Raw genomic sequence first — 14227 nt, 5'->3', positions numbered from 1 at the left:
CATTTGGGGAGCAGTTCATTATACAGATGAGAGGGGACCTTTTTACTTAACGAAGTCCGGGTGCGGTCCGAAAGTTTAGATCTTTATGCTGAGCCATGGCAATGGTTAGTTGTAGCCGTCGTCTCCGTGATTCCCGTTGTTGAGTCATGCTTTGGTGCGGCAATCGGAGTCTTGCTGGGGCGGCCGCTATTCATCGCGGTCCTTGCCGGGGTGAGCCTATTAGGTCAGACAACGCTTCCGTCGCAAATTACTTCCGCAGCACTGGTATCTTTCGGTGCAAATAAGCAGAAGGTCATCGTTTGGCAAGTCATCTCTATTGTCCTGTGGGGCACACTCTTAGGCATTCTTGCCACTCTCGGGCTACCAGTGCGGAATAAATAAGCACGCTCTGAGCGAACGAGTCACCGGCGCATCCTGCGCCGGTGACTCGTTTTTCTGGTGCTAAGTTCAAGTATTTTGCTATTTGCGGCGCCCAAAAAGGAAGTAGGCAATCGGGCCAAAAATGTTGATAAGGCTAGCTAATGCCCAGAGCTTTTTCGAACCCTTGACCTGTTCGGCCGGACGTTTTTGAAGATCCCGCAAGGCCGCAATCGTCAAGGTCAACTCGATAATTGCGGTGACGATAACGCCAATTTGGGCGCCGGTGGAAAGTTCTTTGAATGTTCGCTTAGTTGCCATGCGGTGTCCTTTGCGGGGAGTAGTTCAATTCCTAGGCTGTTGAGGCGACCTGAAATATTTTTGCGCTGCGGGAATTATTCTCTCACCTGCCCGGTTGAAGATGACAGAACGCAAAGTTGAGTCAAGTTCGCTCAAGTTAATTTGACAGTCAAAAAAGACAGTGAGTAAAGTTGAGTCCAGAACGCTCAACTGGGGTATCCGCCCCAAGCGTTAGTACTTAACAATTCAAGGCAAAGGAGAGCCAATATGTCGCGTGCAGTAGGCATTGACCTAGGAACCACCAACTCGGTCGTATCCGTGCTCGAAGGTGGCGAGCCAACCGTTATCGCAAACGCGGAAGGTAACCGCACCACCCCGTCCATCGTTGCTTTCTCGAAGAGCGGCGAAGTTCTGGTTGGCGATATCGCCAAGCGCCAGGCAGTGAACAACATTGACCGCACCATCGCTTCGGTCAAGCGTCACATGGGTACCGACTGGTCCATCAACGTGGACGAGAAGAAGTACACCGCTCAGGAAATTTCTGCTCGTACCCTGATGAAGCTGAAGAACGACGCCGAGTCCTACTTGGGCGAAAAGGTCACCGACGCGGTCATCACCGTTCCTGCATACTTCAACGATGCTGAGCGTCAGTCCACCAAGGAAGCCGGCGAAATCGCAGGCTTGAACGTACTGCGCATTGTCAACGAGCCAACCGCAGCCGCTCTGGCTTACGGTCTGGAAAAGGGTAAAGAAGACGAACTCATCTTGGTCTTCGACCTCGGTGGCGGTACCTTCGACGTTTCCCTGCTCGAAGTTGGCAAGGATGACGACGGATTCTCCACCATCCAGGTTCGCTCCACCTCGGGCGATAACCGCCTCGGTGGCGACGACTGGGATCAGCGCATCGTAGATTGGCTGCTGGCTCAGGCTAAGCAGAAGGGTGCAGACCTGTCCAAGGACAAGATTGCACTGCAGCGTCTGAAGGAAGCTGCTGAGCAGGCCAAGAAGGAACTGTCCTCGGCTACCAGCACCAACATCTCCCTGCAGTACCTCTCGGTCACCGCCGATGGCCCGGTTCACCTGGACGAGCACCTCTCGCGTGCTAAGTTCCAGGAACTGACCAAGGATCTGCTGGAGCGCACCCGCAAGCCATTCAACGATGTCATCAAGGAAGCCGGAGTTAAGGTTTCGGAGATCGCACACGTGATCCTCGTTGGCGGTTCGACCCGTATGCCAGCAGTGGCAGAGCTGGTCAAGGACCTGGCCGGCAAGGAAGCTAACAAGGGCGTCAACCCAGATGAGGTTGTTGCCGTTGGTGCAGCCCTGCAGGCTGGCGTGCTGAAGGGTGAGCGCAAGGACGTATTGCTCATCGACGTCACCCCACTGTCCCTAGGTATTGAAACCAAGGGTGGCGTGATGACCAAGCTGATCGAGCGCAACACCGCGATCCCAACCAAGCGTTCGGAGACCTTCACTACCGCCGAGGACAACCAGCCTTCGGTATCGATCCAGGTCTTCCAGGGTGAGCGCGAGTTCACCCGCGACAACAAGCCACTGGGCACCTTCGAGCTGACCGGTATCGCACCGGCACCTCGTGGCATCCCACAGGTTGAGGTCACCTTCGACATCGACGCCAACGGCATCGTGCACGTATCCGCTAAGGATAAGGGCACCGGTACCGAGCAGTCGATGACCATCACCGGTGGCTCCTCGCTGTCGAAGGAAGACATCGAGCGCATGGTTCAGGAAGCCGAAGCTCACGCCGAAGAGGACAAGGCCCGCCGCGAGGCAGCCGAGACCCGTAACGCCGCCGAGCAGGCAGCTTACTCGGTAGACAAGCTCATCAAGGACAACGATGAGAAGCTTCCAGAAGAGGTCAAGACCGAGGTTCAGGCCGACGTTGACGCACTGAAGGAAGCCTTGGAGAAGCAGGACAACGACGACGAGGTGAAGGCAGCGTTTGAGAAGCTTCAGGCTTCGCAGACCAAGCTGGGCGAGGCAATCTACGCCAACACCGCCGCCGAAGGCGCCGAAGCACCTGCAGGCGAGCAGGCTCCAAACGCTGATGAAGACATCGTCGACGCCGAGGTAATCGACGAAGACGAAGCCGACAAGAAGTAGGGAGTAAGGGAATATGTCCGAGGCACAGGACCAGAACGAAAACTCCGGCCAGGAGCCGGAGAACCAGCCAGAGGCAGCCGACGTGCAGCCAAACGCTGACGCCCTGGGTCAGGCCGAGGCGATCCTGAACGAGGCTGCTGCAGGTGTCGAAGAGGCACAGGCTGAAGTTACCGAAAAGGAATCCGAGCTTCGCAACGACCTGCTTCGTTTGCAGGCCGAGTACGTCAACTACCGCAAGCGCGTAGAGCGTGACCGGGTAGCAGTACGTGAAAGTGCCGTTCAGTCGGTGCTCGCCACGTTGCTGCCGGTGCTTGATGATATCGATGCGGCACGTGCTCATGGTGACTTAGCAGATGGCCCGTTGGCGGCTATCGCAAAGAAGCTGGACACGGTCTTGGCAACTCACGGCTTGGAACGAATCGATGAGGCTGGGGTCGAATTTGATCCCAACGTTCACGAGGCGTTGCTCCGCCAGCCGGTCCCAGAGATCCCAGCGGATCATGTGGGACAGGTACTGCGAGCCGGTTACCGTAAGGGAAACTACACCATGCGTGCCGCGCAGGTGCTAGTAGCCACCGGCGAGTAGCCACACATCTAGATAACGAAACTGCCCACTGCCGAAACCTCGACAGTGGGCAGTTTCAAATCGGTAGTCAAAAGAAAGGGGGCCCTGATGGCAAGTCAGGACTGGATCGACAAAGACTTTTACGCCATTCTGGGCGTCTCCAAGGACGCCAGCGAGGCGGACATCAAGAAGGCGTACCGTAAGCTAGCGCGTAAATACCACCCGGATACTAATCAGGGTGATGCGGAAGCCGAGCGGAAGTTCAAAGACATCTCCGAGGCTAATTCGGTGCTTTCGGACAAAGAAGAGCGTGAGCAGTATGATGCGATTCGCGCTATGGGCGGCGGAGCGCGTTTCAGCGCCGGAGGCCCCGGCGGCGCACCAGGCGGCCAAGCAGGCTTTGATGACATGTTCTCCAACCTCTTTGGTGGGGGAGGGGCACCACGCGGTCGCGGCGGACAACCAGATTTCTCTGATCTGTTCGGTGGCGGCGGCTTCGGTGGCGGCTTTGGACAAAGTGCCCCGCCTCGCAAGGGCGCGGACCGCACCGCAAGCACCACGATTTCCTTCGCCGGATCTATCAAGGGCACCACTATCGGTTTGCGTGAGCAAAGCGGTGAAGTCATTGACGTGCGTGTTCCTGCAGGAATCAAGGACGGTCAATCGGTACGTGTGCGCGGTCGCGGTCAGTCAGGACCAGCCGGAAACGGCGACCTGCTGGTGAAGGTGAAGGTTACCGAACACCCGTACTTCAAACGCGAAGAGAGCAATATTCGTGTGCACGTGCCAATCACCTTTGATGAGGCCGCGCTCGGCGCAAAAATTCGTGTGCCAACCTTGGATGGCGAAGAAGTTGCCATGAAGGTACCAGCCGGTTCAAACTCGGGGCGGACCTTACGTCTGAAAGGGCGCGGGGTGAAGACCTCCAAGGCGACCGGCGACATGCTGATCGTGTTAGATGTGGTCATTCCGCAGAACCTGAACGATAAGGCGAAAGCAGCCATCGAAGAGTTCGCGGCGGCTACCGAGGGTGAAGATCCTCGACAGGCGCTGGCTGCTAAGGCCAAGCTCTAAGCTAAAGATTGGCCCGATACGTGAGTGTGCTTCGCAAGGGGCACACTCACGTAGACAATACATTTATCCCCTACATTTGGGGGAGAAACGGAGACTGAGATTCATGGCCCACGAGTTCCTAAGACCTGTGTTCGTCATTTCAGTCGCCGCACAACTAGCAGATATGCACCCGCAGACCCTGCGCCAGTATGATCGCATCGGATTGGTCTCACCCAGCCGTCAATCGGGTAAGCAGCGACGATATTCCCAGCGCGACGTTTCACTATTGCGCCAGGTGCAGCAGCTGAGCAAAGAGGGCGTGTCGCTCGAAGGCATTAAACGCATTATCGAGCTGCAAAACCAGGTGTCTTTTCTGCAAAACCAGGTCGGCGAATTACGCGATGAATTGCGCGCCGTCCAGCAAGGCCAAACCCGTGTGTTCGCCGCCGGAACCGCCGCCGGAGATGTGGTTTCCATGGCCCGCGGAATGCGTCCGGCTCGCCGCGAACCAACGGTGACACTATTTACAACGCGCCGTGCCATTGGCAGATAGTTTTCCTCCGTTGGTCGTGTTCGGCTAGTAATCCGTCGGTAAAATCATTAGTCTCAAAACTACGTGATCCACCTCACCTATCGTGGGTCACGTTGTTGCGTCCCGGATAACCGTATCCGGAATAAAAGCTGCGCAACCCTACTGTTTTGAGGATGGAGAGCTTCGTGCGGGAGAACCCATTAGTTATGACCCCTGATCAGGTAAAAGTCGGCATTTCTGAGACTCAGGATCTGAGGGCCAAGCGATGAAATCCTATGCACAGGGCGATACCACTTCGGAACTTCTCCACGACACTATCGGCGCCAACCTAGAACGCACCGTCGCATTGTATGGAGAGCGTGAAGCACTGGTGGAAGCCTTCACCGGTCGGCGCTGGACCTGGAATGAGCTGGACCTAGCGGTTAACGATTTAGCGCGTGGACTTCTCTCAGCTGGTTTAGAACCGGGGGATAGGGTGGGAGTTTGGGCGCCAAACTGCGCCGAATGGACCTTGACTCAGTACGCCACAGCAAAAATCGGTGTCATCTTGGTCAATGTTAATCCCACCTATCGAAGTCATGAGTATTCCTACGCGGTCAATCACAGCGGCCTACGGATGCTGATCACCATGACCAGTTTCAAAACGAGTATGTATCGTGAAATGGTTGAACGTTGTGCCGTGGATACTCCGACCTTGGAACGCGTGGTCTATCTGGACACCGCTGACTGGGCCGAACTTATCGAGGCAGGTCAAGGTATAGATCCGGCCTTGGTTAGCCAACGTCTGGCGCTGACTGAACCAGATCAAGCCATCAATATTCAGTACACCTCTGGTACTACGGGGTATCCCAAGGGCGCGACACTCAGCCACCGAAATATTCTGAATAACGGATTTTTTGTCACTGAAACTATTCGGCTAGGTCCCGAAGACCGACTCTGCATCCCGGTGCCTTTTTACCACTGCTTCGGCATGGTGATGGGAAATCTGGGATGCACAAGTCACGGAACCACTATGGTGATCCCGGCCCCGAGCTTTGATGCTGAAACTACCCTGCGAGTAGTGGCCGAAGAAAAATGCACCGGTGTTTATGGGGTTCCCACCATGTTTATTGCGATGCAAAATCACCCAAGTTTTGGTACCCATGATTTGAGTACCTTGCGTACCGGAATCATGGCCGGATCGGTTTGTCCGGTTGAAGTGATGCGCGGTTGCCTAGAAGATATGAACATGTCCGAGGTATCCATCGCCTACGGAATGACCGAAACCAGCCCAGTGTCCTGCCAGACGAGGGCGGATGATGACTTAGAGGCACGTACCGAAACCATTGGCCGAGTTCACCCGCATTTGGAAGTCAAAATCGTGGATCCAGCGACCGGGGAAACTGTGGAACGTGGAGAACCGGGAGAATATTGCACTCGTGGCTACTCGGTGATGCTCGGTTATTGGAATGACGAAGCCAAAACCAAGGAAGCAATTGATTCGGAGAACTGGTTGCATACCGGGGACCTCGCGGTCATGCGCGAAGACGGATATTGCGTCATTGTGGGGCGCATCAAGGATATGGTGATTCGCGGCGGTGAGAACATCTATCCTCGAGAGATTGAAGAGTTCTTCTTCAAACACCCAGATATTGAGGATGTCTCGGTGGTGGGAATTCCAGATGAAAAATATGGTGAGGAAATTTGTGCCTGTATCAAGATGAAGGCGGGCAAGGACCCGCTGACCATTGAGGACCTCAGGGCCTTTGCCCACGGTCAACTGGCACAGTACAAAATTCCTGCCTATGCCATGATCCTCGATGAATTTCCGATTACCGTCACCGGCAAAATTCGTAAGGTGCAATTACGTGAAGACGCGGCGAAAAAGTTACTCACCTAAGTATCGGTGAATTACAAACGGTCGTGCTTGGCCAACCGGGCCAAGAGCCCTTGCCTGACGGCGGGCCACTCCTGTGGCAGGATCGAGAAAATCACGGTGTCACGCAGAGTCCCAGTGCTTGCGTCATACATGTGATTGCGCAGCACGCCGTCTTGCTTCGCGCCTAGTCGGGCGATCGCCGCGCGTGACTGCTGGTTATGCCAATGGGTGCAAAAGGCCACGGACAAGCAGTCGAGTTCTTCGAAGGCGCGCTGCAACAAAAGATACTTCGCTGCAGCGTTTATGCCGGTTCCCTGGAAATCGGTGCCAAGGAAAGTGGAACCGATTTCTACCCGTCGGTTCGCTTCGCTGATATTCAAATAGGTTGTTGCGCCCACCGCGTTGCCACTGTGTTCATCGATGATCGCGAACGGTGCCATCTGGCCCTCGGCCTGCAAAGCGAGCCGGCGCGATATCTCAGCGTCCATGCCCTGTGCCGAAGGCGTCTTAGTAAACCACACTTGATCCAGTGAACCGTGGCTAACGATGGCGCCCAGGTCAGCTGAATGCTTGCGGTTCAACTGTTCCAGACGGACGCCGGCAAATTTCAGGGTGGGGGTTGCACTAAGGCTCATGCCTGCAAGTGTATTGCAGCCAGGAGCCTTAGATTTGTAAAGTTACTTAGCTTCCCGGGTATAGGCCAGATCAAAGACCAAACGTCCGGCCTTCAAAGCTTTGCCTTCAAAGCTGGTGAGGATACGACGTTCAAAACGTGGTGCCCAGCCACCTCGCTCATCAACAAAGTCAGGTTCTGGATCAAAGCCTTCCATACCGTTGGCGCGAACCTTGGTGAGGTTGCTTTCCGTTCCCGAATGCGCGCCTGGATGCTGATTTTCAAATAGTGGGTGAGCTTCGAGTACCTCACGCATTTGTTCGGCGTAGTTAGACCAGTCGGTGGCCAGTCGAAGTGTTCCACCAGGCTTTAATACACGGGCGACCTTGTCCAAGAATGAGGAAGTGATCAGTCGACGCTTGTGGTGACGAGGCTTGTGCCATGGATCTGAGAAGAAGATCCACAATTCGTCGGCGCTGCTCTCTTCGAGCATCACGTCCAAGACCTCTGGAGCATTGGCCTGGACCGCGCGAACGTTTTCCAGTTCAAAGGACTCGACCTTGAGCATTAGCTGGGCTAATCCCGGAAGATAAACCTCCACGGCAAGGTAGTTTCGCTCTGGATCATCCTTGGCAGCGTTGGCAATGCATTCGCCTAAGCCTGTACCAATCTCCACGATGAGCGGGGCCACGCGACCAAAAGCCTGTTCAGGGTCCAAACGGAAGTCATCTGCCACAGAGGTGTCGGCAATCTTGCGAGGTGGCTCAATGACGTAGCTTTCGGCATTGCGCTCCCATGCAGCCGCGCGGCGTCCTTGGAGCCGATTACCTCGGCGCACAAAGGAGACCGGGTCGGCACGAAACAGGGAAGGATCTTTGGCCATGTTGTCGGTGCCTTCGGGTTGCGCGTCGCTACGTTCACTCATGATCATTAATCCTAGCCGAGGACCGGAGGAGGCCCACCAGAAATTCGTAGGGCGTTGCACACCCATAATTCATTTTTGTCACAAATACTAGGGGGCGTTCCGGGTGTTCCCCTATAGCGCGGACTAGCGAAGCGCTGTCATGCTAGAAGCATGACAGATTTAGTGCGTGGCATCTTGAATATCATTTGGCTACTATTCGGCGGCCTGTGGTTAGCGTTGGGGTATGTTCTGGCCGGCATTATCTGCTGCCTGCTCATCGTCACCATTCCGTTTGGTATCGCTTCCTTTAGGATCGCCGGTTACGCCTTGTGGCCCTTTGGCCGCACCGTCGTCGACCGCGGCCCGGTAGGAGCCTTTTCGACACTGGGAAATATTATTTGGTTAGTTTTCGCTGGAATCTGGATCGCCATCGGTCACGTGGTGACCGCGATCCCGATGTTCGTTTCCATTATTGGCATCCCGCTAGGTATCGCAAACCTCAAAATGATCCCGGTATCTTTGATGCCGCTAGGGAAGGAAATTGTTCCTTCGGATTATTACATCGCAGGGATGCGACGCTAAATTTTATGCAACTAAGCTAGAGCCGGTTCCGTATGGACCGGCTTTTGCTTACTTGGTTGTGTCTAAGCTTTTTGCTGTCGGTGCTGCAGGATTTGTTCGCGCAAAATATCAGCGTGCCCACAGTGCTGGGCCAGTTCCCGAAGAACGTGGAGTTGGACCCAAGCTAATGGCAAGGGGCCACGGCGGTTACCTGGAAGAAGCGCATCATCGGCCAACTCTGCGCGAGCTGTACGGGACAGCGAAATAGCGTCCCGGTAAGCGCGCTGGATCGATTCAATAGTGTCTTCGGCCGCCAGATCAAAGGATTGATCAGGTGTTTGCACAATTCCTAGGTCCGCTCGTGAGGCACCGGTGACGGCCTCGCCAAACCAGACTCGTTCCACGAAGGTCACGTGCTTTACCAGGCCAAGCAACGTGGTCTTGGAAGAGACCAGATGCATTTTTGCTTCGGTCTCGCTTAGCCCATCGAGGCATTCCAGAAGCATTTTCCGGTGTTGCTCAATAAACTCGTCAGCCAGTTGAGCCGGATGTGGGGCGTGGTGGGCAGTGGAATCTGGATTGGGCATGCTCTAGTCTGCGCGTTATGCAAGGTGTGACGCAACGTCTGCGTTCAGAGTTTCCAAGCTCTTGCGAGCACATCCCAATGTTCTTGAGTCATCAAACTCACGGGAGTCACCGAGACGGCAACCGGGCCAGCTTCCGAGATAGTTTGTAGTGCGGAAGCAAGTTGTTCTGGTGCCAGCGCCGAGTTTTGCGCCCAAAGCCCTGTTGACATGACGAACCGTCCAGGAAATCTTTGCTGCAACGACCGGGCCAGCCGACCACCATAGTCTGGGGTACTCACATTGATGGAGAAGTAGTTCCATATGATGAGTCGATCCGCCGCGGAGAGCAAGGTTTCGTAGGCATGACCGGAAGCCGCCCGGTCACCGTCCGGGTTTGCCCAGGAGGCCCTGACGTCCATATCCAGTAGTACTCCACGAGCCTGGGCCGCGGTTCTAATTCGAGACAACAAGTTGGCCAGAGTGGCCGAACGCCAGATTCCAAGACTCGGGTGCGCGGTGTCAATTTCCCCGGTGGAGGTTCGCGGCCAGTCTTTCTTGCCACTGTGCTTGCTGAAGGAGCGTAAATCTGGGGTTCCGAAGGTGAAGTCGTCAAACATTAGCTCGGTCAATGAAATTCGGTTCGGCTTGTACCTGGCACAAATCTCACCTGCCAGCTGCACTAGTAGGTCTCCGGCTATTCCGCTTTCTAAAGAACTCACGCTAGGAAAGTCATAGGATGCTTCGCCTTGTGGATTGACACCGGCAATGCTCGGGTCAGCCGCGATGTTTGCTGGACACAAGGTGTCGATAGTTAGGGTGATTTCCGAATTGCCAGTCAGTTCTGGTCTGAGCGCGTGGATAGCTTCAGCAACGTAGTCTCGGCCGCTACTGGCCACGCCATCCGCGGAGGCCTGCGGCCGTGCTTCCCAGTTGAATGCGGTCCAATCGGTGCGGCCAACGCTGAGTGAGAGCCCCGTGGCATTTACCTGACGAAGCTGTTGAGCAAAGTGTTCCCAGCGCGGGGCGTCAGTGACAATGTTTTCAAAGCCGAAACTTACTGCGCGTTCTGAGGGAACAACACGACGCACAGCGCAGGCGTTGGTAGCGCCCAGGGTTACGCTGGCCGACGCCAACGTCAAAAATCGACGGCGCGTGACCGAGCGAACAGTAGACTTCGGCATTATTTCCGGTCCCCAAGATTTGAACTGATTTGAGCTACGGATAGTAGGTCAATAGGTGCGTGAGTCTGGATATTTCGGCGAAGCACTGAGCCCCAAGCTAGTTTTCGGCGACGAATCACGCACTGATACTAATTCTAACTAGCCATGCTGTGGGCCGGTGAGTCGTTGCCGTTTGATGACGCGTGGAGCAATCGAGAAAAATTTAGTTGATGCGGAATAAGAACACCAAGAGTATAGTTGAGTTAAGTACACTCAAGTTTATGGGTTCACCCTCAGAGAGAAAGGATTCGCGTGGACACCAAGCTCACCACCAAGAGCCAGGAGGCTCTATCTGCTTCCGGGATGAATGCTTCGACCGCGGGAAACCCGCAGATCGAACCAGCTCACTTGCTGAAGGCCTTGTTAGATCAGCGAGACTCGGTTGCCGTGGCATTACTGAAAACTGCAGGTCTGGACGTTGAAGCGCTCTCGGTGAAATCGAGTACGGCTATCAATGCCTTGCCTGCTAATTCCGGATCCTCGGTGGCTCAAGCCCAATTTTCTCGTCAATTGCTCCAAGTAGTCAGCACCGCACAGGAGATCGCGAACAACATGGGGGACACCTATGTCTCCACCGAACACCTGCTGATCGCCTTAGCCTCTGACCAGACCAAAGCCGGCGAAGCGCTGCGCGACTCCGGGGCTACCCGGGAATTGTTGGTGGCAACGTTGCCCACTATCCGTGGGGACCGCAAGGTTGATAACCCCAACCCGGAAGACACCTTCCAAGCCCTAGAGAAGTTCGGCACGGATATGACCGCGCTAGCCCGCTCGGGCAAACTTGATCCGGTCATCGGCCGCGATAAGGAAATCCGCCGCGTGGTCCAGGTACTCTCCCGGCGCACCAAAAATAACCCGGTGCTCATCGGTGAGCCTGGCGTAGGTAAAACCGCCGTGGTTGAAGGACTCGCTCAGCGCATGATCGCCGGAGACGTGCCAGAGTCGCTGCGAGGAAAGACACTCATCTCGCTAGACCTCGGATCTATGATTGCCGGCGCGAAATACCGTGGCGAGTTCGAAGAACGCCTGAAGTCTGTACTCGAAGAGATCAGAGCCTCGGACGGACAGATTGTCACATTCATCGATGAGATTCATACCGTCGTAGGCGCTGGCGCTTCCGAAGGCGCTATGGATGCCGGCAATATGCTCAAGCCAATGCTCGCGCGCGGTGAACTACGCCTGATCGGCGCCACCACGCTGGATGAGTACCGCGAAAATATCGAAAAAGACCCGGCACTGGAGCGTCGCTTTGCGCAGGTCTATGTGGGGGAGCCAAGCGTGGATGACACGATCGCAATCCTGCGCGGACTCAAGGAACGCTACGAAGCACACCACAAGGTGTCCATCGCCGACTCGGCACTCGTGGCTGCTTCTACGCTGTCCAACAGGTACATCTCCGGGCGGCAGTTGCCGGACAAAGCCATTGACCTGGTCGATGAGGCGGCCAGCCGCCTGCGTATGGAGATTGACTCGGCTCCCGAGGAAATCGATGAGCTGCGCCGTGAAGTGGACAGGCTGACCATGGAAGAGCTCGCGCTCGCCGGGGAGACCGATCCGGGATCCATCGAACGCCTCGACGCGCTTCGTATGGATATGGCCGATAAGAAGGAAACCCTCGATGCGCTCAACGCCCAATGGGATGCGGAGAAGTCAGGGCTGAACCGCGTAGGTGACCTCAAGGTGAAGCTAGACGAACTGCGCTCGCAGGCCGAAAAATTCCAACGCGAAGGTGACCTGGAAAATGCCTCACGACTGCTTTACGGAGAGATCCCCACGTTGCAAGGGGAACTTGAAGCGGCAGCCGAGGCCGAGGCAGGCAAGAGCCACGAGCACACCATGGTGGCTGAAGAGGTGACCGCTGATGACATTGCCGAAGTTATCTCGGCGTGGACCGGTATCCCCGCCGGACGGATGCTGCAAGGCGAAAGCCAGAAGCTGCTGGAGATGGAATCAATCATCGGCCAGCGTCTGGTGGGTCAGCAACAGGCGGTAACCGCGGTCTCCGATGCGGTGCGCCGAACCCGTGCGGGAATTTCGGATCCGGACCGGCCTACCGGCTCGTTCCTCTTCCTTGGACCTACCGGTGTGGGTAAGACGGAGCTGGCCAAGTCGCTAGCCGACTTCCTCTTTGATGATCCTCGCGCGATGGTGCGTATCGACATGTCCGAGTACGCCGAGAAGCATTCGGTTTCGCGACTAGTCGGAGCGCCTCCGGGCTATGTCGGTTATGAAGAGGGTGGACAGCTGACCGAAGCGGTAAGGCGCCGTCCGTACTCGGTGATCTTGCTGGACGAAGTGGAAAAAGCCCACCCTGAAGTTTTCGACATCCTCTTGCAGGTGCTTGATGATGGACGCTTGACCGATGGGCAGGGACGTACCGTTGACTTCAGAAACACGATCTTGATCCTGACCTCCAATATGGGTTCCCAGTTCCTGGTGGACCCAAACCTGGAAGACAAGGACAAGAAGGCAGCCGTGATGAACGTGGTCAATGCTTCCTTCAAACCAGAGTTCTTGAACCGTCTGGACGAGATCATCATGTTTGATCCGTTGAGCATCAACGAGCTGGGCAACATTGTGAAACTGCAAATTGACCTGCTGGCTGCACGGCTTTCCGAGCGTCGACTAAGTTTGGACGTTTCCGAAGCCGCCAGCGAGTGGCTGGCCATGACCGGCTACGACCCGGCTTACGGTGCTCGGCCGCTTCGCCGATTGGTGCAACGCGAAATCGGTGACCGATTGGCTCGTCAGCTCCTGGGAGGAAATATTCAGGACGGGGATCGGGTGCAGGTGGGCCTTGACCCGGAGGGAGACAAGCTCGTCGTCACCCGCGGAACCAGCGAAAGCGAGTAGCTAAAGGTTGCGTCGACGCACTGATGGCCGGTGGAAATCCACCGGCCATCAGCGTAAGTCAATGACGTAACTTAGCTTTCTTCGTTATCGGGAAGTAGCGAGTTGCGAACATTTCCCTCGGTCAGTCCCAGGAAGCAAGAGACCTGACGGTCACCTTGGGACCAGGTACTTTCCGAGGGGCGTGAGAAGTGGTACGTCCAGGTGGAATCCAGTCCAGCACTAGGGTCGAGTGAAACTGATTTGCACAGCGATTCGGACTCGGTGAGCAGCTCATTTGATCCGGGATATTTGTCGCCGGTCAACTCGAAGGTTCCGATGAGCTGAGCGTTATGCGAGGAATCGCAGGTAACAACCGTCTGGGGGGATAGCGGAGAATCAAAGCCGCGCAGGCAGTCGCCGAGGACTAACTGCTCCGGGGGGATCGAGGCGGCGATCACTCCGTCCAATCCGGGGCTTTCATTTCGCTCTACGGTGTTCGCCTCTGGCGTAGTTGGTGTAATAAAGCGAAGTACAACGAAAACTACCGCGGCGCTCAAAGCTAAAACAGCAATGACGAGCAAAACCCACTGGCCGATTTGCCGTTTGGGCTTCTCCGATTCCGGCTGTAGGGGCGGTAAAGCCGCCTGCGGCTCGGGTAGATCTTTTTCCACCACCTGTAGTGCTCCTTCAAGGATTGCCGAGGATATTTTGGGAGCAAGCTCACTAAATAGTCGTTGGACTAATC

Annotated in this window: 14 protein-coding genes; 8 read left to right on the top strand and 6 right to left on the bottom strand. The window is 55.7% G+C overall.

The annotated features are described in order from the left end of the window. The first annotated feature begins 60 nt into the window (after positions 1–60). A complete protein-coding gene (locus CIK74_RS15430; protein ID WP_096257071.1) occupies positions 61–381 on the top strand; it encodes a hypothetical protein in 321 nt (106 codons plus the stop codon). Between the two features lie 78 nt (positions 382–459). Here the strand turns inward: CIK74_RS15430 and CIK74_RS15425 are convergent, their stop codons facing one another. After that, complete coding sequence (locus CIK74_RS15425) at positions 460–678, bottom strand: PLDc N-terminal domain-containing protein (RefSeq protein WP_096257070.1); 219 nt, start codon at positions 676–678, stop codon at positions 460–462. A gap of 246 nt (positions 679–924) precedes the next feature. Here CIK74_RS15425 and dnaK point away from each other — a divergent pair, with 246 nt between their 5' ends. From dnaK to CIK74_RS15400, 5 genes are all read left to right on the top strand, one after another. Next, the gene (dnaK, locus tag CIK74_RS15420) at positions 925–2778 is read left to right on the top strand and encodes a molecular chaperone DnaK (protein WP_096257069.1); all 1854 of its coding nucleotides are present in this window, start codon (positions 925–927) and stop codon (positions 2776–2778) included. Between the two features lie 13 nt (positions 2779–2791). Further along, a complete protein-coding gene (locus tag CIK74_RS15415; RefSeq protein ID WP_096257068.1) occupies positions 2792–3364 on the top strand; it encodes a nucleotide exchange factor GrpE in 573 nt (190 codons plus the stop codon). An 87-nt stretch (positions 3365–3451) separates the two neighbouring features. After that, positions 3452–4417 carry a DnaJ C-terminal domain-containing protein gene (locus tag CIK74_RS15410; RefSeq protein ID WP_096257067.1) on the top strand — a complete coding sequence of 322 codons (966 nt, stop codon included), beginning with the start codon at positions 3452–3454 and terminating at the stop codon, positions 4415–4417. Positions 4418–4520: 103 nt separating this feature from the next. After that, positions 4521–4949: a MerR family transcriptional regulator gene (locus CIK74_RS15405; RefSeq protein WP_096257066.1), complete on the top strand. Its 429-nt coding sequence runs from the start codon at positions 4521–4523 to the stop codon at positions 4947–4949. Between the two features lie 244 nt (positions 4950–5193). After that, on the top strand, positions 5194–6807 hold the full coding sequence (locus CIK74_RS15400; RefSeq protein ID WP_096257065.1) for an AMP-binding protein: 1614 nt from the start codon (positions 5194–5196) through the stop codon (positions 6805–6807). Positions 6808–6818: 11 nt separating this feature from the next. On the opposite strand, the gene CIK74_RS15395 is transcribed toward CIK74_RS15400, so the two are convergent. Continuing rightward, on the bottom strand, positions 6819–7421 hold the full coding sequence (locus CIK74_RS15395; RefSeq protein ID WP_096257064.1) for a GNAT family protein: 603 nt from the start codon (positions 7419–7421) through the stop codon (positions 6819–6821). A gap of 42 nt (positions 7422–7463) precedes the next feature. Next, positions 7464–8324, bottom strand: coding sequence for a tRNA (guanosine(46)-N7)-methyltransferase TrmB (gene trmB, locus CIK74_RS15390; RefSeq protein WP_096257096.1), 861 nt, complete (start codon positions 8322–8324; stop codon positions 7464–7466). 150 nt (positions 8325–8474) lie between these two features. Here trmB and CIK74_RS15385 point away from each other — a divergent pair, with 150 nt between their 5' ends. Then, positions 8475–8885 carry a YccF domain-containing protein gene (locus tag CIK74_RS15385; protein ID WP_096257063.1) on the top strand — a complete coding sequence of 137 codons (411 nt, stop codon included), beginning with the start codon at positions 8475–8477 and terminating at the stop codon, positions 8883–8885. A 62-nt stretch (positions 8886–8947) separates the two neighbouring features. On the opposite strand, the gene CIK74_RS15380 is transcribed toward CIK74_RS15385, so the two are convergent. Both CIK74_RS15380 and CIK74_RS15375 read right to left on the bottom strand, forming a co-directional pair. Continuing rightward, positions 8948–9451, bottom strand: coding sequence for a DinB family protein (locus CIK74_RS15380; protein ID WP_096257062.1), 504 nt, complete (start codon positions 9449–9451; stop codon positions 8948–8950). Positions 9452–9495: 44 nt separating this feature from the next. Continuing rightward, entirely contained in the window at positions 9496–10611 is a 1116-nt protein-coding gene (locus CIK74_RS15375; RefSeq protein WP_096257061.1) for a hypothetical protein, read from the bottom strand. Between the two features lie 291 nt (positions 10612–10902). Here CIK74_RS15375 and clpB point away from each other — a divergent pair, with 291 nt between their 5' ends. Continuing rightward, complete coding sequence (clpB, locus tag CIK74_RS15370) at positions 10903–13503, top strand: ATP-dependent chaperone ClpB (RefSeq protein WP_096257060.1); 2601 nt, start codon at positions 10903–10905, stop codon at positions 13501–13503. A gap of 71 nt (positions 13504–13574) precedes the next feature. Here the strand turns inward: clpB and CIK74_RS15365 are convergent, their stop codons facing one another. After that, a complete protein-coding gene (locus tag CIK74_RS15365) occupies positions 13575–14156 on the bottom strand; it encodes a septum formation family protein (RefSeq protein WP_188685237.1) in 582 nt (193 codons plus the stop codon). Positions 14157–14227: the final 71 nt, after the last annotated feature.

Origin of the sequence: Glutamicibacter sp. BW77, assembly GCF_002332285.1 — a bacterium.
Lineage (GTDB): Bacteria > Actinomycetota > Actinomycetes > Actinomycetales > Micrococcaceae > Glutamicibacter > Glutamicibacter bergerei.
This window is presented reverse-complemented; position numbering and strand designations above follow the sequence as displayed.